General features: G+C 62.0%; 18 protein-coding genes and 1 tRNA gene. 15 read left to right on the top strand and 4 right to left on the bottom strand.

All coding sequences use genetic code 11. From position 1 onward, the window contains the following. Nucleotides 1–88: 88 nt before the first annotated feature. From P8L30_08130 to P8L30_08095, 8 genes are all read left to right on the top strand, one after another. Complete coding sequence (locus P8L30_08130) at nucleotides 89–1,150, top strand: Glu/Leu/Phe/Val dehydrogenase (protein MDG2240156.1); 1,062 nt, start codon at nucleotides 89–91, stop codon at nucleotides 1,148–1,150. Next, nucleotides 1,150–2,403, top strand: coding sequence for a serine hydroxymethyltransferase (glyA, locus tag P8L30_08125; protein MDG2240155.1), 1,254 nt, complete (start codon nucleotides 1,150–1,152; stop codon nucleotides 2,401–2,403). Before P8L30_08130 ends, glyA begins: the two co-directional genes overlap by 1 nt. Nucleotides 2,404–2,463: 60 nt before the next feature. Further along, the gene (locus tag P8L30_08120; GenBank protein MDG2240154.1) at nucleotides 2,464–2,844 is read left to right on the top strand and encodes a hypothetical protein; all 381 of its coding nucleotides are present in this window, start codon (nucleotides 2,464–2,466) and stop codon (nucleotides 2,842–2,844) included. A gap of 400 nt (nucleotides 2,845–3,244) precedes the next feature. Next, nucleotides 3,245–4,831, top strand: a complete 1,587-nt coding sequence (locus P8L30_08115) for an NAD(P)H-hydrate dehydratase (protein MDG2240153.1) — start codon at nucleotides 3,245–3,247, stop codon at nucleotides 4,829–4,831. Beyond that, nucleotides 4,828–5,820: a thiamine-phosphate kinase gene (gene thiL, locus P8L30_08110; protein MDG2240152.1), complete on the top strand. Its 993-nt coding sequence runs from the start codon at nucleotides 4,828–4,830 to the stop codon at nucleotides 5,818–5,820. Before P8L30_08115 ends, thiL begins: the two co-directional genes overlap by 4 nt. After that, nucleotides 5,817–6,539 carry a lysophospholipid acyltransferase family protein gene (locus P8L30_08105; protein ID MDG2240151.1) on the top strand — a complete coding sequence of 241 codons (723 nt, stop codon included), beginning with the start codon at nucleotides 5,817–5,819 and terminating at the stop codon, nucleotides 6,537–6,539. The genes thiL and P8L30_08105 overlap by 4 nt, the downstream gene beginning before the upstream one ends. Before the next feature lie 19 nt (nucleotides 6,540–6,558). Continuing rightward, nucleotides 6,559–7,839, top strand: coding sequence for a phosphopyruvate hydratase (eno, locus tag P8L30_08100; protein ID MDG2240150.1), 1,281 nt, complete (start codon nucleotides 6,559–6,561; stop codon nucleotides 7,837–7,839). After that, a complete protein-coding gene (locus tag P8L30_08095; protein ID MDG2240149.1) occupies nucleotides 7,839–8,168 on the top strand; it encodes a septum formation initiator family protein in 330 nt (109 codons plus the stop codon). The genes eno and P8L30_08095 overlap by 1 nt, the downstream gene beginning before the upstream one ends. 3 nt (nucleotides 8,169–8,171) lie before the next feature. Here the strand turns inward: P8L30_08095 and P8L30_08090 are convergent, their stop codons facing one another. Both P8L30_08090 and P8L30_08085 read right to left on the bottom strand, forming a co-directional pair. After that, nucleotides 8,172–8,648 (bottom strand): hypothetical protein, encoded by a 477-nt coding sequence (locus P8L30_08090; protein ID MDG2240148.1) that lies wholly within the window; start codon nucleotides 8,646–8,648, stop codon nucleotides 8,172–8,174. A gap of 169 nt (nucleotides 8,649–8,817) precedes the next feature. Further along, nucleotides 8,818–9,744 carry a slipin family protein gene (locus P8L30_08085; GenBank protein MDG2240147.1) on the bottom strand — a complete coding sequence of 309 codons (927 nt, stop codon included), beginning with the start codon at nucleotides 9,742–9,744 and terminating at the stop codon, nucleotides 8,818–8,820. A gap of 130 nt (nucleotides 9,745–9,874) precedes the next feature. Between P8L30_08085 and P8L30_08080 the strand changes: the two genes are divergently transcribed. Continuing rightward, nucleotides 9,875–9,948: transfer RNA gene (locus tag P8L30_08080), tRNA-Met, on the top strand. Between the two features lie 552 nt (nucleotides 9,949–10,500). On the opposite strand, the gene P8L30_08075 is transcribed toward P8L30_08080, so the two are convergent. Further along, the gene (locus tag P8L30_08075) at nucleotides 10,501–11,949 is read right to left on the bottom strand and encodes a peptidase dimerization domain-containing protein (protein MDG2240146.1); all 1,449 of its coding nucleotides are present in this window, start codon (nucleotides 11,947–11,949) and stop codon (nucleotides 10,501–10,503) included. A gap of 304 nt (nucleotides 11,950–12,253) precedes the next feature. Here P8L30_08075 and P8L30_08070 point away from each other — a divergent pair, with 304 nt between their 5' ends. Continuing rightward, nucleotides 12,254–13,147, top strand: a complete 894-nt coding sequence (locus P8L30_08070; protein MDG2240145.1) for a hypothetical protein — start codon at nucleotides 12,254–12,256, stop codon at nucleotides 13,145–13,147. Here the strand turns inward: P8L30_08070 and P8L30_08065 are convergent. Next, nucleotides 13,123–13,818, bottom strand: a complete 696-nt coding sequence (locus tag P8L30_08065) for a hypothetical protein (protein MDG2240144.1) — start codon at nucleotides 13,816–13,818, stop codon at nucleotides 13,123–13,125. The genes P8L30_08070 and P8L30_08065 overlap by 25 nt on opposite strands. 132 nt (nucleotides 13,819–13,950) lie before the next feature. Here P8L30_08065 and P8L30_08060 point away from each other — a divergent pair, with 132 nt between their 5' ends. From P8L30_08060 to ftsH, 5 genes are all read left to right on the top strand, one after another. Beyond that, a complete protein-coding gene (locus P8L30_08060; protein ID MDG2240143.1) occupies nucleotides 13,951–14,463 on the top strand; it encodes a hypothetical protein in 513 nt (170 codons plus the stop codon). Between the two features lie 80 nt (nucleotides 14,464–14,543). After that, on the top strand, nucleotides 14,544–15,329 hold the full coding sequence (locus tag P8L30_08055) for a glycerophosphodiester phosphodiesterase (protein MDG2240142.1): 786 nt from the start codon (nucleotides 14,544–14,546) through the stop codon (nucleotides 15,327–15,329). Then, on the top strand, nucleotides 15,326–16,693 hold the full coding sequence (tilS, locus tag P8L30_08050; protein MDG2240141.1) for a tRNA lysidine(34) synthetase TilS: 1,368 nt from the start codon (nucleotides 15,326–15,328) through the stop codon (nucleotides 16,691–16,693). The genes P8L30_08055 and tilS overlap by 4 nt, the downstream gene beginning before the upstream one ends. Beyond that, nucleotides 16,677–17,225, top strand: a complete 549-nt coding sequence (gene hpt / locus P8L30_08045) for a hypoxanthine phosphoribosyltransferase (protein ID MDG2240140.1) — start codon at nucleotides 16,677–16,679, stop codon at nucleotides 17,223–17,225. The genes tilS and hpt overlap by 17 nt, the downstream gene beginning before the upstream one ends. Before the next feature lie 43 nt (nucleotides 17,226–17,268). After that, complete coding sequence (gene ftsH / locus P8L30_08040) at nucleotides 17,269–19,296, top strand: ATP-dependent zinc metalloprotease FtsH (GenBank protein MDG2240139.1); 2,028 nt, start codon at nucleotides 17,269–17,271, stop codon at nucleotides 19,294–19,296. The last annotated feature ends 99 nt before the right edge of the window (nucleotides 19,297–19,395 follow it).

Below are 19,395 nucleotides of genomic sequence, written 5' to 3'. Positions count from 1 at the left end.
TTATGCGACACGTGATCGCCCGTGAGGTCCTACGGGATGCTTCACAAGGCTGAGTCAGTCGCACTTCCAAATAACCGTGAAGGAGAGCATGGAAATTTTTGAATTGATGTCCGAGCGTGACCACGAGCAGCTCATGTTCTGGAACGACCCGGACCTCGGTTACAGAGGGATCATCGCCGTCCACGACACGACCATGGGCCCAGCGCTCGGTGGTACGCGTTTTTGGAACTATGACAGCGATCGCGCTGCCGTCATCGATGCGTTGCGTCTATCTCGCGGAATGACCTACAAGGCTGCGATCACAGGGTTGAACCTGGGCGGCGGCAAATCGGTCATCTGGGGCGACAACAAGACGATCGATCGTGAGATGATCTTCCGTGCGCACGGCCGGGCTGTCGATTCACTGAACGGTCGCTACATCACCGCTGAGGACGTCGGCACGTCTCCCGACGACATGGAATTCGTGTCCATGGAGACCGAGCATGTGGTGGGCTTGATCGGACGCTCCGGAGATCCTTCACCGGTCACCGCATACGGCGTCTACATGGGCATCAAGGCATGTGCTCAGGCCAAGTACAGCGATGACTCCTTGGCGGGGAAACACGTCGCCGTCCAGGGACTCGGGCACGTCGGTTACTACCTATGCAAGGACCTCGCTGAAGAGGGCGCCAAGCTGACGGTGACGGACATCGATCAGGACCGCGTGAAGCAAGTGGTCGACGAGTTCGGAGCGGAAGCAGTCGAGCCGGATGCCATTTATGCCGTGGACGCGGACATTTTCGCTCCCTGCGCGTTGGGTGCCATCGTGAACGACGACACGATCGACGTGCTCAATGTCGACATCGTCGCCGGTGCGGCGAACAACCAACTCGCGCGGGGTCCGATCCACGGGCCTGCGCTCGACGAACGCGGGATTCTCTACGCTCCTGACTACGTGATCAACGCGGGTGGTTTGATCAACGTGTACGGGGAGATCGAAGGTTGGAGTCCGGAACGGAGCAAGCGAAAGGCGGGGGATATCTACAACACCTTGATGCGCACATTCGAACTGGCCACCACTGAAGGACTCGCGCCGCACGCCGCAGCGAACAAAGTCGCAGAGACGCGCATCCGTGAGGCCCGCCACCTGCAGCGGACGTACCTGTCATGATGGACAATCTGCGCCGAGCAGATCCAGCGATTTTCGATTCGATTGTCGCAGAAGCTCGCCGACAGGCCGACGGCCTCGAACTCATCGCGTCAGAGAATTTCGTGTCTAGGGCGGTCCTCGAGGCCGCGGGCACGGTGATGACGAACAAGTACGCCGAGGGTCTACCCGGCAAGCGGTACTACGGTGGTTGCGAGTTCGCCGATATTGCTGAGGACTTGGCACGCGATCGGGCCAAGCAGCTGTTCGGCGCTGAGCACGCGAATGTTCAGCCGCACTCTGGGGCCCAGGCCAACATGGCGGCCTACTTCTCCTTCCTGGATCCGGGAGACAAGATCCTAGGAATGAGCCTCAGTCACGGTGGACATCTCACGCACGGGTCCCCGGTGAACTTCAGCGGCCGACTCTTCGGCGTGGCGGCCTACGGAGTGCGGGAAGAAGACGGGCGCATCGACTACGATGCGCTCCGCGACCAAGCGTTAGCGGAGCGCCCGAAGATGATCATCGCCGGTGCGAGCGCCTATCCACGGGTCCTCGACTTCGAGGCCTTCCAAGCGGTCGCACGTGAAGTCGACGCCACCTTCGTGGTGGACATGGCACATATCGCGGGTCTTGTGGCGACAGGGCACCATCCCTCGCCGATTCCTCACGCGGATGTGGTGACCACCACGACCCACAAGACATTGAGGGGCCCCCGTGGTGGCTTGATTCTGTGCCCTGAAGAGCACGCGAAAGCCATCGACAAGTCGGTCTTCCCGTTCATGCAGGGTGGTCCGCTCATGCATGTGATCGCCGCAAAGGCGGTCGCGTTCCTAGAAGCGCTTCAGCCCGAATTCACCGACTATGCCGGACAGATAGTGGCGAACGCTAAGGCGCTCGGCGAAGGTCTTGTCGAACGTGGATTCAACCTCGTGAGCGGCGGTACCGACAACCACGTGCTCTTGGTCGATCTGCGAAAAAGCCATGACGACCTCACAGGTAAAGCTGCGGAGGAAGCCCTCGAAAGCGCGGGTATGACGGTCAACAAGAACACGATCCCGGGGGAGGCGCGCTCGCCGTTCGTCACCTCAGGTCTTCGGATCGGCACACCCGCACTGACGTCGCGGGGCATGAAAGAAGCGGAGATGGCGCGAGTGGCTGGATGGATCGACCAAGTCCTCCAGGCTCCGAGCGACCAAGCCCTCCTCGGATCCGTGAAGGCTGAAGTCAAGGAACTGAGCGACGCATTCCCGCTCTACGCGGAGTTGGCGGGGTAAGAGGTGCTGTGCGCCCGCTTGGACTAGCGAACGCACGGACCGATCCGCACATTTGCGCGCATGACGGAACTTCAATTCGCCGACGAGATTCTGGAGCAACTCCAGCAACGAAACCCCCGATTCGATACACGGGCGTATTTTTTTGTGCTCGCGGCGCTGCATTCCGTCATCCACTCTCTGGACGAGCCAAGACACATTTCGGGGAAGGAACTCGCTGAAGGTGTCAGGCACATGGCGTTGGAACGATTCGGGCCGATGGCTCGTTCGGTGCTCGAACACTGGGGCATTCACGCGACGGAAGATGTTGGAGGCGTGGTGTTTGCGCTGGTGGAGCAAGGGATTTTGATCAAGCAGGACGGAGATCGACCGGAGGACTTCGCGGACGTCTTCGACTTCGAAGAAGTATTCGAGCTGAACTACCCATGGGAAGCTCGGATCTGATCACGACGGTGCGGCATGCGGCCGAGCCTAAAGACTTGAACGACCCGGCAAGACCGGGTGCCTGTGCGGCACTCGCTGCCGCCACGCCCATGAGAGGGGATGAAAATGGACGATCACGGATTTCCGCGCTGCCTAAAATGCGAGGGTGGAATCTTGTTGCCTCTCTCGGATTATGGCAGAGAGGGGGCGCCGATTCGCTACAAGGCGTGGGTGTGTTCCAGCCCGGAATGTGGATTCAACATCCGGATCGACAACGGGGAGATCACAGTGGGGCGCCAGATCGGGCAGAGTCACAAATAGCCCGGGGCTTTAGCGCCCCTACCCCCCAATACTTTGACCCTTCGCGAACCACGTCGGCCGTGACCTCGGCCCGGCTGTTGTCGCGAGCAACCGGTCCCCAATGACCGATCCCTACCCGCGGCTGAGCCCGTTTGGACCGGTGCATCTTCCGGCCCCCACTGGGGCGGAGTCGGCGGAGTGGGACCGTGTCGCCATTGAAGACATCGGCGTGCCGCAGGCCGTGCTCATGGAGAACGCTGGGCGGGGTACTGCGGAGGTGGTCCAACGACTGTTTCCGACCGGTCCGGTGCTGGCGTTAGTGGGTTCGGGCAACAACGGTGGTGACGCGCTGGTTTGCATCCGCACTTTGGTGGCTTGGGGCAGGGAGGTGCGTGCGATCCTGGTTTCGGACCGTACACACGAGGACCCTCTTTTTCATGGATGGGCCGTCGAAACGGTGACCGACCGTGATCTTTCCGATGACGAGTGGACTCGCCTCTTCCAAGAGGCAGATGTCGTGATCGACGGGGTGTTGGGCACCGGGGTGCGGGATCGTCCGCGTGACCGACAGGCAGACGCGATTTTGAGGGCCAACCGAGCGGAGTGCCCCATCCTCTCGATCGACGTGCCTTCTGGTATCGACGCCAACACGGGTGCTGTGCCGGGGGAGGCGATCGAAGCCAGTGTGACGGTGACGTATGGAGCCCCGAAGCTGGGAAGCCTCCTGCACCCTGCACGTCGGAACGTGGGGCGATTGGTCGCGATCGACATCGGATGTCCGCCAACTGAAACGTCGATGGCCCACATGTTCTCAGGTCAGATCGTGACGCCCGCGTGGGCGTATGCCCACCGGCCGCTTCGCTCGACGGACACGCACAAGAATGCCGTCGGTCGTGTGCTGGTGATCGCAGGTCAGGCGGGCATGGCAGGTGCGGCGCTGCTCGCGGCACGTGCAGCGTATCACGCCGGTGCCGGCTTTGTGCGGGTGTGCTCCCCTGAGGAGAATCGCGCAGTGATTCAGTCCTCGCTTCCCGAGGCGGTGTTCGTTGCTGCCGAGGACGTCGAGGGGCTGCGAGAGGGCCTCGAGCAAGCGGATGCGGCGCTGATCGGGCCCGGAATGGGCACAGAGGCTCCGGGGCGTGTGCTTCTCGACGTTGTGGCCGAGGGGCCCTCGGTTCCCCTCGTCGTAGATGCGGACGGACTGAACCTCGCTGCCGAGGGTGCCATCGACTTGGCTGCGCTCGCGAAAGACAGACCGATCCTCGCCACCCCGCATGTCCGAGAGATGGCCCGCCTGCTTCACACCGAGCATGACGTAGTGATCGAGGACCGACTGGCTGCCCTTCGAGAGGCCGCGGACCGATTCGGGCACGCGGTTCTGTTGAAGGGAGCTCCATCCTTAGTGACCGGCGTGGGGCGCCCGATACTCGTAGACACGCAAGCCACCTCAGATCTAGCCGTCGCCGGTATGGGTGATGCGTTGGCAGGTGTGTGCACGTCGTTGATGGCGCAGGGTGTTTCCGACGTGGATGCAGGCGCGCTCGGGCTCTTCTTCTCGGGTCGAGCCGCGCGCATCGCCGGGCGAGGTGTTTCGTTGACACCCAGTGATGTCGTCCGATGGCTCCCGGCTGCCATGAATGAGTGCGGAGCCTCGGATTCGGACCTGGCCCTTGGGGGGCTTCTGTTCGACGCCGAGGCGGCCCGATGATGGACGACCTGCCCAAGCGCCACGTGCGGCTGGGCCCAGGGCCGGAGTTCGACCGGATCCGGCGAGCCATCGCAGGAGGACGCGAGCTGCCTCAGGCCGTGCGAGTCGGACCCGGCGACGACGCTGCGGTGATCGAGGGTGGGTGGGTGATCAGCACGGACATGAGTGTTGAGGATGTCCACTTTCGTCGAGCCTGGCTCACGGACGAAGAGATCGGCTTCCGGGCTGCCTCCGCGGCGTTGTCGGATTTGGCTGCCATGGCAGCGACACCGACTGGGTTGTTCGCGTCGGTGGCGCTACCCACGGACGACTCCGTGAACTGGGACGCGCTTCAGGCAGGAATCGCCGAAGCCGCGGACTCGGTGGGGGCGGCACTCCTTGGGGGCGATCTCGCTCGCTCACCTGGACCGCTCGTGCTGGACATTACGGTGCTTGGTTGCACGTCGTGGCCTGTGCTACGGAACGGCGCAGAACCCAGCGATGAGGTGTGGGTCACAGGTGACCTTGGGGCGAGTGCGGCGGCGGTTCAGGCGTGGGCTCGTGGAGAGGAGCCCCCGAAGGCCGCTCGAGACGCATTCGCACGTCCGGAGCCCCGCGTGAAGGCTGCGCAGTGCTTGGTCGAGCACGACCTGATTGACGCGCTCATGGACATCTCTGACGGTCTCGCGGGAGATGCGAGCCACATGGCGTCTGCGTCGGGCGCCCAGATTATCCTCGATGCCGATGCGATCCCGGTCGCTCCGATCGCAATCGAGATCCTCGGTCCGGAGCAGGCGCTCGAAGCCGCGCTGTACGGGGGTGAGGACTACCAACTCCTCTTCGTCACGGATCCTGGTGTCGTGGACGTTGAATACTTCCAGAGACGTCACGGTCTAAAGCTCACACGCGTCGGACGCGTCGAGGCGGGCGAGGGCGTTTTGTTGGAGCGCGGTGGTGAACGACTTGCTCTCAAGCGTGGGGGCTTCGACCACTTCGGCGGTGAGATATGATTCGATTTTTGTTGGTCATCATTGCCGTAGTTCCGGCGACCGTGTACTACGCGATCCGCACCGGGTGGGGCGTATTTCGCGGCGGGGACAAGGCGAAGTGTGTATGCGAGTACGTGCCGCGGGCCTGGTCGAAGCTCATGCTACGGGCAGCAGGAGTGCGGGTCGAACTAGAAAACGCTGAAATGATCGACCCGGAGGCTCCTCAGGTAGTGGTGGTCAATCACGTGTCGTGGTTTGATGTTCCCGCTCTGGCTGCATTCCTTCCCGGCCCTTACCTCTTTGTGGCCAAAAAAGAGATCGAGAGGGCACCGCTGTTTGGGCACGCGCTGAAGTCGTGTGGGCACATCTTCATCGACCGGAAGGACCGAGGGCAGGCCATGGCATCACTCGGGAACGCTCGTCAGAGGTTGGAAGATGACGGGCCTAGCATCATCATGTTCCCTGAAGGGACTCGCTCGGACTCGGGCGAACTCCAGCGCTTCAAGAAGGGTGCGTTCGTTCTCGCCATCCAGGCCGGTGCTGATGTCGTACCCACGGCGATCTTCGGATCGAGGGACATCATGCGTAAGGGTTCGTTTTGGATTCGCCCGGGTGTGATCCGGGTGAAATTCGGAGAGCCCATCTCGGTTGGGGAATACACGGTGGACGGGCGAAACGAACTTACGGATAGAGCTTGGGATGCCATGAAGGCACTTCAGGCTTCGGACCAAACCAACTAAACAAACTCAGGAGGTTTCTGTGTCGGCCATCGTCGACGTGCGCGGTAGAGAGATTTTGGACTCGCGAGGTAACCCCACTGTAGAGGCGGAAGTAACGCTAGAGTCGGGCATTCGCGGACGCGCTTCGGTGCCGTCCGGTGCGTCCACCGGGGCACACGAGGCCGTGGAACTACGCGACGGGGATCGCAGTCGATTCCTGGGCAAGGGCGTCCTGAAAGCCGTCGGGCACGTGAACACAACGATCGCGGGTGCAATTCGAGGGTTCGAGGCTCGCGAGCAGCTTGATATCGACCGGGCGATGCTCGACTTGGACGGAACGCCGAACAAGCGGAATCTCGGTGCAAACTCGATCTTGGCCGTCTCCATGGCGGCGGCGCGAGCGGCTGCTCAGGAGAATCACATGCCGTTGTGGCGCTACCTCGCTGGGGCCGGATCTGCTGACCTGCTCCCTGTGCCCATGATGAACATCCTCAATGGTGGAGCACACGCGCCGAATAACGTGGACATCCAAGAGTTCATGGTGATGCCCATTGGCGCCGAGACGTTCTCGGAGGGCCTGCGTATGGGCGTTGAGATTTTCCATCACCTCAAGAGGGTGCTCAGCGATCAGGGCAAGAATACGGCGGTTGGGGACGAGGGCGGGTTCGCGCCCGACCTTGGCAGTAACGAAGAGGCCGTGGAGGTCGTGCTCCAGGCCATAGAAGCCGCGGGTTACCGTCCCGGAGAGGACGTTGTCCTGACGCTGGACGCGGCAGCCACCGAGTTCTTCGAGGACGGTGAGTACGTCTTCAAGTGGTCGAGCGGCGAGCGCCGAGATGCGGCCGGAATGGTCGAGTTTTGGAAGGAGTGGGTCTCGAAGTACCCAATCCGTTCGTTGGAGGACCCGCTGGACGAGAACGACTGGCACGGATGGAACCAACTCACGAAGGAGGTCGGCGACGACGTGCAGATCGTGGGTGATGACCTGTTCGTGACCAACGTGGAACGGTTGGAGCAGGGAATAAAGGACGGCACGGCGAACGCGATTCTGATCAAGGTGAATCAAATCGGGACGCTCACAGAGACTTTGGAGACGGTCCGGGTCGCGTCCGAGGCTGGATACAAGAGCGTGATCTCCCACCGTTCTGGGGAGACGGAGGACACGCTGATTGCTGACCTCGCCGTGGCCACCGGCGCGGGCCAGATCAAGACAGGCTCTGCGAGCCGCACGGACCGCGTGGCTAAGTACAACCAACTGCTGCGCATTGAGGAAAAGCTGGGCGAGCGGGCTCGTTATCCTGGCCGGGGGCTTTGGTCGTAGTGAGCGGCCACCTGAAGAAGGTTGTCTTACCAGGACTGCTTCTTCTCGCAGTCTACTACGCAGTTTTTGGCGGCGAGTACTCGTGGTTCGAATTACGAAACGCGCGAGCTGCTGTGGCGCAGGAGGAACTGGAGCTCACTGAGTTGCACCGGCAAATCGACTCCTTGAGGGCTTGGGCTGACTCGTTGCAGATCGACCCGGTCACGTTGGAGCGAATCGCGCGGGAGCAGTTCGGCTTGGTCCGGCCCGGTGAAGTGTTGTATCGGTTCACAGAGCCGAGTGATGCCGTCACCGCCCCGCCCGATTCTGTGGGTAGTACAGCACGATAGGCCCTATTGGACGCGTTCGTTGGCGGCACGGAGGAGTTCCATCGCGAGCTCCTCCAGTCGTATCCGGGCCTTGTTGTCCGAACGCCTCCAAAAGGGTCGGGCCAAGACCACCGGGGTCAGGAGGAACAGGAGGGCTCCGGTCAAAGGCCCCAGCGATAGCGGGAGAGCGGCGCTCGCCGCCGCCCACGCCAGGAGGCCCCCGAACCAGTGTGCCAGGTAGTCCCCAGCTCGATCGAATTCGACTCGTAGGCCTGTGTTGGTGGCCGTGACGGTGGTACGTCCCAGCCCGTGATTTTCGTGCCATCGGTAGGCGCCGGTTTGGTCGGTCATGACTTCTCCCTGGCGACCGGTGACGCGTTGAGCAGCCTGGGTGATGGCGCTCCAATCTGCAGGAACACCTGAGAAGTCCGCGGACATCGCGAGCGTGGTTGGTGCACCGATAATGAAGTCGGTGCCTCGACCCGCCTGTACCGGGCCCACAGCGGCGGCCCGGCGAATGGCGTCGACGTCGAGCCCGACCTCGCGCGCGGCTTCTACCAGATCAGAGAGCGTTGGACCGTCTCGGGTGGGCAGATGCGGCGACGTCTCCGCGTTAGAGGCACGCCGGAGGATGACTTGGACCTCGCGATCCGTGAACCTGCGCTCTTGACTACTCGTCGTCGTCGATCCGAACGGGCACGGCCTCCACCGAAGCCTTTCCGACAGCGACCGCTCCCTTGATCACAGCCTCGAGCTCGCTCGGGTCTGCACCCGCGGGAAGGGCCTGGAGCATCGTCTCTGCAGCAGCTTGGAGTGCCCGGTTCTTCGCTTCCACACTAGGTGTCTTGCCCTTCTCGATGAACGAAGAGAAGAGGTCGATGGGTACAGGGAATAGGGTCGTGGAGTTGTTCTCGGCGGCGACCTCAACCACGGTCTGGAGGAAGCGGAGCTGCATGGCACCTGGAAATTCGGCGATGATCTCCGCTGCTCCGGCCAGCTTCGTTGAAGCCTGGTACTCACCCTCTGCGCTGATGACTTTCGCCCGCCGTTCGCGCTCGGCTTCGGCTTGCTTGGCCATCGCGCGCTTCATCTCCTGAGGGAGGTCGATGTCCTTGATTTCGACACTCGTGACCTCAATGCCCCAAGGGTCCGTGCCTTGGTCGATAATGTCCCGGACCACATCGTTGATGCGCTCGCGTTCCGCCAGGAGTTCGTCCAACTCTGACTGCCCGATCACGGATCGCAGGGTCGTCTGAGCGAGCTGACTCGTGGCGAAGTAATAGTCCTCGATCTCAATCACTGCCTTCGTGGGATCCGCCACGCGGAAGTAGACCACCGCGTTGACCCGAACACTCACGTTGTCCTTCGTGATCGTGTCCTGTGGAGCGATGTCGAGTGCGATGATGCGCAGGTCCATTTTGCGCATTCGTTCGAGCCCGAAGGGTACGAGAAAGATCAGGCCTGGGCCCTTCGCTCGCGTGAGTTTTCCCAAGCGGAAGATGACGCCTCGTTCGTATTCGTAGAGAACTCTGAGGCTGGTCAGTATCGCGATTCCGCCAAAAGCGATCGCGCCGATAATAATGACTGCCGGATCCATTCGAACCTCCGAAAGAGTACGGGGAAGGCCACACACCGAATACGAGACTCGCATTGAGCGTCGCGCCGTCCTACACCGGACGCAAGCCGGTTGACAGCGTCAGAGCCCAAGATGAGCTTTTCCACCCTATGCCGGAGTAGCTCAGCTGGTTAGAGCAGCGGAATCATAATCCGCGAGTCGGGGGTTCGAGTCCCTCCTCCGGCACTCAACAGCCGCAAGGCTTTTTGGGTTTGGCCCCTCCTTCGGGAGGGGCCTTTGTTTTGCCTGGTGTGCAGAAGGTCGACCGCAGCGTGGGGTGGGGGCAGGAGTAGCTCGTGGTGAGGTCATAGCCCTCCTTGCACACAACCTGGCGGTTGAGGACTTTCCGTTTTTCTATAAGGATGTCGCACGCCCACTATCCCGAAGGAGACCCGAATGCTGCAAGGCGTCGCCGCGGACACGGCGCTCCGAGAGCGGCTCGCGGGCGTCGAGGCCCCTCCCCCTCCTTCCCGCGCCGGTGCCCCTCGTGGAATCGTGACGAGCGCCGGCGATGCGGGTATGCGTCCTGAACGCCTACCTGATGCTCCACCGAATCCGGTTCCTTAGGGTGCGAGCTCCCTGCCGTGGTCTTCCACACCGCGGACGAAGTCGTGCCAGACGTCGTCAAGGCAGTTTTCCCGTCCGACACGACGTTTCAGCGCCTGCCCGACGATGTGCCCGGAGGCTGGCACCTCAAACCGTTCGCGCTGTACCTCGCGCCTTCCGCGCGCGCTCTCTCTATCGCTGGGAGATCGGGCCACCGATCTCGGTCGCATAAGCTACCCGGAGTGCTTCGTGGTATTGGTCGAGCAGCCCGGCCAGCGTGGTGTGCTCCTGACGTACAGCTTCACGCAGTTCCGGCCGGGTTGCGAAGTCGTAAAGAACCGACGTCATGATTTCGGCGCTGACCCGGAAGCCCGCGTGTCCGATCTCGCTGAAGGTGTCCTCGAGCATCCCGCGAGTGTGGTTGGCTCCTCGCGAACTGAACACACTGATTCCGATGCCCGGGATGTCTTTGGTGACGACACCGGTCTCTTCGTAGCCGGATGGGCGCCTCGGCTCGGGACTGATGTTCGGCGCGTCCAGTTCCTCGGCATACGCGAACGACAGCTCGTGGAGCGTGCCCAGCGAGACGCCGTCCCGGTACTCTCCATATCGGTCGATTTCCACGGTTGTGCCCGTCGCCAGTGCTGCGCCTCGGGCGGCGTTGTCCATCATCTCGTTGATGTGTTCGAGATACACCGGGTCCGGATAGCGGATGTAGTAGTCTACGACCGCACGCTGAGGCACCACGTTCGGGGCATCTCCGCCTTCTGGGATCACGCCCTGGATCGATGCCTCCGGACGCAGCGTAGACCGCAGTCCGTCGACCATCGTGTAGAAATGCACCGCCGCTTCGAGTGCGTTGCGGCCGAACCACGACGACATTTGGTGTGACGGCCTTCCGCGGAACGTGTACTTCACCTCGTTGATGTTGAGGCAGCAGCTTCCAAAGCCGGCTTTGGCACGCGACGTCTGGGTCACGCCATGACTGCGCACGAGGAGGTCCGCGCCATCGAACACGCCAGCCTCGTGCATGATGACCTTCGCCGGCGGGCCCACTTCTTCCGCGGGTGTCCCGTAGATACGGATCCTTCCGGGCATGCCCTCGGCTGCCATGTGCTCGGCCATCGCGAATGCCGACGCGAACACGATCGGCGTCTGAGCGTTGTGTTGGTCTCCGTGGAACGGCCCATCCGCGTCACGAAGCGCGTCGTACTCACCGATCAGGCCGAGCATCAATCCCTCAGGCCCCGCGGGTGAAGTCCACGTGGCTACGAATGCGGTTTCGAGTCCGGCGGCCCCTACCTGGACGTCCCAGCCGCGCCCGCGCAGAACAGCCGTGAGCGTGTCGACTGCGAGATACTCCTCCCACCCGACCTCCGGGTTGTGCCCGATGAAGTCGCTGAGAGACTGCATCTCAGACGTCCACAACTCGGTCGTGCGACTCACTACCGCATCGCGCGCCGCATCGCTGCGACTCGCCAAATCCTGGCCCATGTCAGTGGGTGCAAGGCGTGCCTGCAACTCGTCGATCTGGCGCACGATGTCTCTAGCGGCCGCTCGTTCAGTGTCGGTTGTTTGGCCCAGCAGCGGGAGGGGCAGGGCGAGTAGCACTAGCAGGAGAAGGTGTCGGGATACGTACATCGTTGAACTCCGAGTTGGGCGTCCGTCGAGGGATTCAAGCCCAACATTAGGGACGAGCGGTGGTTGCGTCGACAGAACACTCAAATTGCTCGTTCGATTGGATGACCACCGATCGTCGCATTCTCGCGGCGCATGGTGTCCGGACTGGATCCTTCCGACCCCGAAGGACGATCTACGAATTACGCTGAGTCTTCGTGCGAGGTACGGCGAGGTACGGCGAGGTACATTACTTAGCGAGCGTGGGGTCTGTCCCTGTACTCTTAGGTAGTCGTACAGCGTACGCCCTTCTCAGAAGGAGGTCCCGGTGAGCACCATAGGAAGACTACGCAACAAAGGCGCGCTCCGGAGAATCCTCTTTCTCGCCTTGATGGGCGTGGGTCATGTTGCGTCGGCAGCTGCGCAAGAGGTCGTCGCATTCCCTCTGCCCGGGGAGGCCATCTATGAAGTCCGTCTCACGGACGGCTCCCTGATCTATGGTCGGGTTACGGACGTCTCGGGTGATCGGGTTTCCATTACTACGAGCGCCGGGGTGGAGCTCGACCTCCAACGGTCCCAGATCCGGCAACTGAGCGCCGCGGAGGGCCGGTTCGTGGACGGTGAGTTCTGGCGAGAGGACCCGAACGGGACGAGGCTCTTCTTTACCGCGACAGGGCGTGCGATACCGGCCGGCGAAGCGTACCTCGGGACCTACTTTCTCTTCCTGCCCTTCGTCGCTGTCGGTGTCTCGGACGACTTCACGCTCGCGGCGGGAGCGCCCGTCCTGTTCGGCAAAGTCGAGCCGTTCTATCTGGCCCCGAAGGTCCGCATCGTGGACACGGAGGCCGCAGACATCTCGCTCGGAACGATCGTCTTCTTCTTAGACAACGAGAATGTTGGGATCGCCTACGGCGTGGGCACGTTCGGAAGCAGGGATCGGGCGCTGACCGCCGGTTTGGGTCTTGGTTATTCCGGTGTGGACTTCTCGAGCCAGCCAGTGGCCATGATCGGAGGCGAGACGAGGGTGAGTCGCCGGGTGAAATTGATGACCGAGAACTACTTCCTGCCGGGCGAGACAGGCCTCGTCTTTTCCGGAGGAATGAGGATCATCGGGGAGCGCTTCTCGACGGACCTGGGGGTCGTCGGGACCGCAGGTGCCGCAGGAGGCACATGCTGCGTGCCCATCGTGAACTTTTCCTACTCTTTCGGACTCGCCCGCTGAGGTAGTCCGCGTGTTCCTTCGGGACCGGCTGCCGAAGTGGTTTTTGCCGTCACCCACAGTACCCAGCTGCCCACGAACAGTGACGTGGCCATGGTGATCTTGCCAGCTGATTGCATCGATCCCCCAATCTCTTCGGCACGCGACAACGTCCCGAACTTCATGAGCATGGAAGTCCAGTCGTGGCTTCCTGCGTCGACCGGTCCGAAGGGCGATACCAATGGGAGTTCCTGAACCAACGCGTCCGCAGCGTAGATACCTGCGCCGACGAACGCGGTCCCAAGCCAGAAGAGACATACCGACGCCCCGAAGGGGTCGTGTTGTTTGTAGAGCAAGTACAGACCCGCGGCGACAGGGACGCCGAGTTCGAAGATCGTGCCCCCAGCAATCGACCAGAATCGGCTCCCGAACCACATGAACGCCGCGTGTCCTGCTTCGTGGAATCCCAGGTTTACGCCATCGAAGATGGAGCTGTACGTCGGGTCTGCGAAGTGGTTCTTCAGGATCCACGCCAGGATGAGAAGCAGGGGGGCTCGATAGTACCAAGCGTGCCCCGATACACGCTCGGCGACCCATTCGTGCGGCCCGCCCGCACCGCCCGCCCGACTGTCGGGCGCTGGCTTCGGAGCATCGACCGGCTTCTCTCGATGGGCTCGGAATGGATCGGTTTCCATAGTGACGACGGTATTGGACCCACAGGCTCGGGACAAGCCATCCCGCTTTTGACGCGCGCGCGCATTCCCAGAGGCGTTTTTCGGCCGTATCTTGCCCTGACTGTCCACTTACTCGGCCTATTGAGGCATGACATGACGGATCGCGCAGGCACAATGCTGAGCGGGCGCCGCGAGCAGATCGAACGCGTTCTAGCACGGGAACTCACTCCCCCGGTGATGAGCCCGAGCGGGCCGACGCCGCCTGACGTCCGGGCGTTTCTCCGCGAAGAGGCTGAGGACCTTTATTGGAACGAGCTCGAGTGGGAGCACATCACCGACGAAGAGGCCTTGGAAGGAGGGCCGCTCACCGAGTTGGCGTTCCCCGGGTTCCTCGCATTCATCCGTGGATTGCTTCTCCGGGAAGTGATGCCGGACGCGCTCGCGCCCGCGAGTCCGCGTCCTCAGGTCGTTGAAGACGTTCTGGGATTCTTGTGCGACCGCGTCGTGGAGTTGCAGGACTCTCTGGCCGGTGACGCAGATGGAGATCGCGAGCAGCAGGAGACCGAGATGCAGATGTCCAACCGTCTCGTAGATCTCGTGTTGTACCGTTACCACGAATTGGCGCCGGAAGATATCGAGCGACTCGAGTCGGAGGCCCGCCCCTAGGCCTAGCGGCCCATGTGGCTTCGGATCTTCAGATGGGAAGGCGATTGAGACCCGGAAGGACGTATCTCTCCGGTCCGCCTATGCTGGTAGCCCATCGGGGGGGTTCGAAACTGGCGCCCGAGAACACCATGGTTGCGTTCCAGCGGGCGATCGACTGGTGGGCGGCGGACATGCTCGAACTTGACGTGCGACTCACGAAGGACGGCCAGGTAGTGGTCATCCACGATGCCGATGTGGCTCGAACGACAGACGGCCAGGGGCTCGTCGCGGACTTCACCTTGGACGAACTCCAAGCTCTCGACGCGGGATTCCACTTTCGGTCTCCTGGTGGTGACCGATCGTTTGCGGGCACGGGTGTTGTCGTGCCTACGCTCGGTGAGGTGCTTGCTGCCTTCCCTGGGACACGCATAAACGTGGAAGCGAAAGAGCCCCAGGTCGCACGCCCCATGGTCGACGTCATTCGCGAACACGACGCGGAGAGTCGGACGCTGTTGGCGGCTGAATTCGAGCGGTCTCGGGCCAGCGTGCGTGATTATGCCGGACCGTGGGGCGCGAGCAGGCATCATATCTTGAGCTTCTGGATCTCCCATCGCCTTCCGGGTGGGGGGCCGTACACACCGAGCGCCGACATTTTTCAGGTCCCCGAGGCTTGGCAGGGCCTGCGCATCGTTTCGCCGCGTTTCATTTGGGCGGCCCAGGCCCGGAACATTCCGGTGCATGTTTGGACCGTAGACGACACTGACGACATGAAGCGACTCGTTGAGTGGGGCGTCGACGGTATTCAGAGCGATCGCCCGGACCTGTTAGCCAAGGTGCTGACAGAGACCGTCGGGCGCACCGCGGCACCAGGTTCCGTGCCGGCATGACCGACGCCCGAGGTGCACTCGGCCCTCGTTTCTCCGAGGTGCTAGGCCGTGACGCGGGACTCTTGGGCTCGAAGCCGATTGTGGCGGCGGTCTCCGGCGGAATGGACTCGGTGGTGCTCCTGCACCTTCTCCGGTCTGGTCTGCGTAATTCCGGGATCGCGCTGCACGTCGTCCATGTTGACCACGGATTGAGACTTGGCTCCGAGGCGGACGCTCGGTGGGTGTCAGGGCTCTGTCGCGCTTGGGGACTCCCTCTACATCAAACGCAGGTCGCCGTCGTGGGAGGGTCCGAGGAGGCCGCGAGAAACGCACGATATACCGCGATCGAGAAAGTGAGGCGGGCCGTTGGTGCGTCTTGGGTTGCACTGGGCCATCATGCTGACGACCAAGCCGAGACCGTGCTTCACCGAATCGTCCGTGGAACCGGTATTGAAGGGTTGGCTGCGATGGCGCAGTTCCGGGAGCCGGGGATCTGGCGGCCGCTCCTCTCCTTCTCGCGTGACGAATTGGAGGCCTATGCCACGGAGAACGGACTGGCGTGGCGGACGGACCCGACCAACACAGATCTCTCGTTCGCGCGGAACGCGATTCGCCATGTCGTGATCCCCGCGCTCGAGTCTGGTGTTTCGAGCGGTGCGCGGCGAGCATTGGTGCACCTCGCGTCGCTTTCAGGAGAAGAAAGTGAGGCGTGGGTCGCGGCGATGCCGATCCTTCTCGCTCAGGTGGGAATCGAGCGGGAAGACGGCAAAGTGTCCCTGTCGATTCGAGCGCTTCAGAACTTCGCGCCCCCGCTCCGTGCGAAGGTCCTCCGGTCTCTCGCACGTGGCCTTGGCGTCTCCCTGGATCGGGTCGGAACTCGGGTGGCCACCGAGTTCACTAGCTCCGGCCTGAGCGGCCAAGAGGTGAGCGTCACAGGTGGCCTGCGGGTACGCCGGGAGTTGGATCGGTTGGTGGTGGCCCTGGGATCGGAGCGAGAAGAGGACATCCCGCTTGTGATCTCGAACCAGAGCTCGGGCTCCGGAACGGTTCGGTTGAGCGGCCAGACACTGAGGGTCGATTGGGGGGTGGGGGAGGACGACGCGGGGGCCGGCACACGCATCACCGTTCGGGATCCGCGCTTTCCGCTCACCCTGCGTGCTCGACAAGATGGCGACCGTATCCAATTAGCATACGGTTCTAAGAAGCTGAAGAAGTTATTTCTGGAGGCGCGGATTCCTGAACCCAAAAGGAGGGCTGTCCCCGTATTGGTTGACGCGGACGGCCGTGTGCTCTGGATCGTCGGCCTAGCCGAATCGGCATTACCTGCCTCGAATGAGGCCGCTGCGTCATTAGAGATCGGAATCATCGATGCCAACGCTGACTGAGGACACCCAGCTCGGGGGGCAAAAGCTCTCGAGAATCGTGTTTTCCGCCGAAGAGATCGCATCTAGGGTTACCGAATTGGGTCAAGAAATCAGCGAGACTTATTCGGCCTCCGATCGGCTCTTGGTACTCGGCCTACTGAAGGGGTCGGTCCTGTTCATGTCTGATCTGGTCCGGGCGATTCACCTCCCGCTCCACGTCGACTTCATGGTGGCGTCGAGCTACGGTCGTGAGAAAGTGTCGAGTGGTGACGTGAGGCTGCTCTACGACGCCCGAGCCTCACTGAAGGGGCGAGCGGTGGTGCTCGTAGAAGACATCATGGACAGTGGGGCAACGCTTAGCCGGCTGCTCCCGAGGCTGGAAGCGAGGGGGCCGAAGAGCCTCGAAGTTTGTACGTTATTGCATAAGCGCATCGCGACATTGGAACCGCCGGCCCGCTGGGTCGGATTCGATGCACCCAATGAGTTCTTGGTGGGGTACGGACTCGACTACGCGGAAGACTTTCGTCATTTGCCATATATCGCGAGCCTGTAAGCGGCCCTTGGCCGCAGACGCATCGCGAGAGTGAAGGACTAGCATGCCAGAAGAACCGATTCGCCCCGACGACGAAAACCGTCTCGGACGTCTGTCTAAGAACTCTGCGTTCTTGATGATGATGGTCCTCATGCTCCTTTTGGCCGTGCAGTTCGTCAAAGGGACAGATCAGACGGTCCAAGAGATCACGTTTACAGCGTTCCGCAGCCAGCTGAACTCTGGGAACATCCATGAGGTCACGGTCATCGACCGCCGCATCGAGGGCGAGTTACGTGCCCCGTCGGCGAACGAGAATGGTGAGTTCATAGAGTTTGAGGTGACGCTGCCCGGTGACCTGACCGATGGCCTCCTTGAGTCACTCGAGTCCAACGACGTCATTGTGAAGGCGAAAACTTCGCAGCCGGGTTGGGGCACCTTTCTGATTGGAGCTCTCCCGTGGCTCCTGTTCATCGCGTTCTGGATCTGGATCTTTCGGACCATGCAGGGTGGCGGGAACAAGGCGTTCCAGTTTGGGCGGTCCAAAGCAAAGCTTCTTTCTCCAGATACTTCGAAGGTCACCTTCGCGGACGTTGCTGGCGCTGACGAAGCCAAGCAGGAACTCGAAGAGACCATTGATTTCTTAAAGGACCCGGCCAAGTTCTCGCGCCTGGGTGGCCGTCTCCCCAAGGGTGTCCTCTTGGTGGGTCCTCCGGGAACCGGAAAGACGCTGTTGGCTCGAGCGGTTGCCGGCGAAGCCGAGCGCCCCTTCTTCCAGATGTCCGGTTCGGACTTTGTGGAGATGTTCGTCGGGGTCGGTGCATCTCGCGTTCGTGACTTATTCGAGCAGGGGAAAGCACAAGCCCCGTGCATCATCTTCGTGGATGAGATCGACGCCGTAGGGCGGCATCGCGGTGCTGGCTTGGGCGGCGGTCACGACGAGCGCGAGCAGACCTTGAATGCGTTGCTCGTCGAGATGGACGGCTTCGAGTCCAATGAGGGCGTGATCCTCCTTGCGGCGACCAACCGTCCGGACGTCTTGGACCCGGCGCTGTTGCGGCCGGGCCGGTTCGATCGTCAGGTGATCGTCGATTTCCCAGACGTGAAAGGCCGGGAAGGGATTCTTCGCGTACACGCGAAGAAGCTCCCACTGTCGGATGACGTCGAACTCTCGCTCGTCGCGCGTGGTACTCCGGGAATGAGTGGGGCGGATCTAGAGAACATCTGTAACGAAGCCGCACTTCTCGCCGCCCGCCGCGATGCGGATACGGTGACGATGGTCGATTTTGAGCAGGCCAAAGACAAGATCATGCTGGGGACCGAGCGTCGCAGTCTCGTCCTGAATGACGAGGAGCGGAGACTGACGGCGTACCACGAGGCGGGGCACGCCGTGATCGGTCTCAGACTCCCGGGACTGGATCCGGTGCATAAGGTGTCGATCGTTCCGCGTGGGAGAGCACTAGGTATCACTGCCAGCCTTCCTGAGCAGGATCGACACTCGTACCGCAAGGAATGGATGGAGGGGCAGCTCGCCATGTTGTTCGGCGGACGCGTTGCGGAAGAGATGCAGTTCGGCCCGGAGAGTGTCACCACCGGTGCTGGAAACGACATCGAGCGCGCCACGAGCATGGTGCGCAAGATGGTGACCACGTTTGGCATGAGCGAGGTCATCGGACTCGTCGCGGTCGGGGACGCTGAGTCGGAGGTGTTCCTGGGTCGCGAGATCGGTCATCGCCGGACCGTGTCGGAACACACGGCACGGTTGGTTGACCAGGAAGTGAAGCGCAAGTTGGACGAAGCTCACGAGAAGGCCCGTGAGCTCCTAGAGAAAAACAAAGACCTCCTAGAGACCATTGCCCAGGCGCTCCTCGATCGCGAGACGCTGGATCGCACGGAACTGGAGATCCTGGAAAGCGGAGGCACGCTTCCTCCACTTCCGAATCTCGATGACGAGCCGATCACCCTGGCTGAGCCCGCGCGACCTAACCCGGTAGAGCAGTCGGCCCCCTCGTTTGGGCTGCCCGGCGGCGAGGGACTCCTGCCGGGACCGGCTCCTGGGTATCATGAATCCGATGGGGTGTCTGACGACGACTGATGCTGGACTAGAGGCGGATGAACGGCAGGGGAGTGGCACCGAGACGGTGTCACTCCCCTGTCTCATTCTGGCCAGAGGGTCGTATGTCCTCGTCTACGT

The sequence above is a fragment of the Longimicrobiales bacterium genome (genome assembly GCA_029245345.1).
GTDB lineage: Bacteria > Gemmatimonadota > Gemmatimonadetes > Longimicrobiales > Gaopeijiaceae > CALFPJ01.
This window is presented reverse-complemented; position numbering and strand designations above follow the sequence as displayed.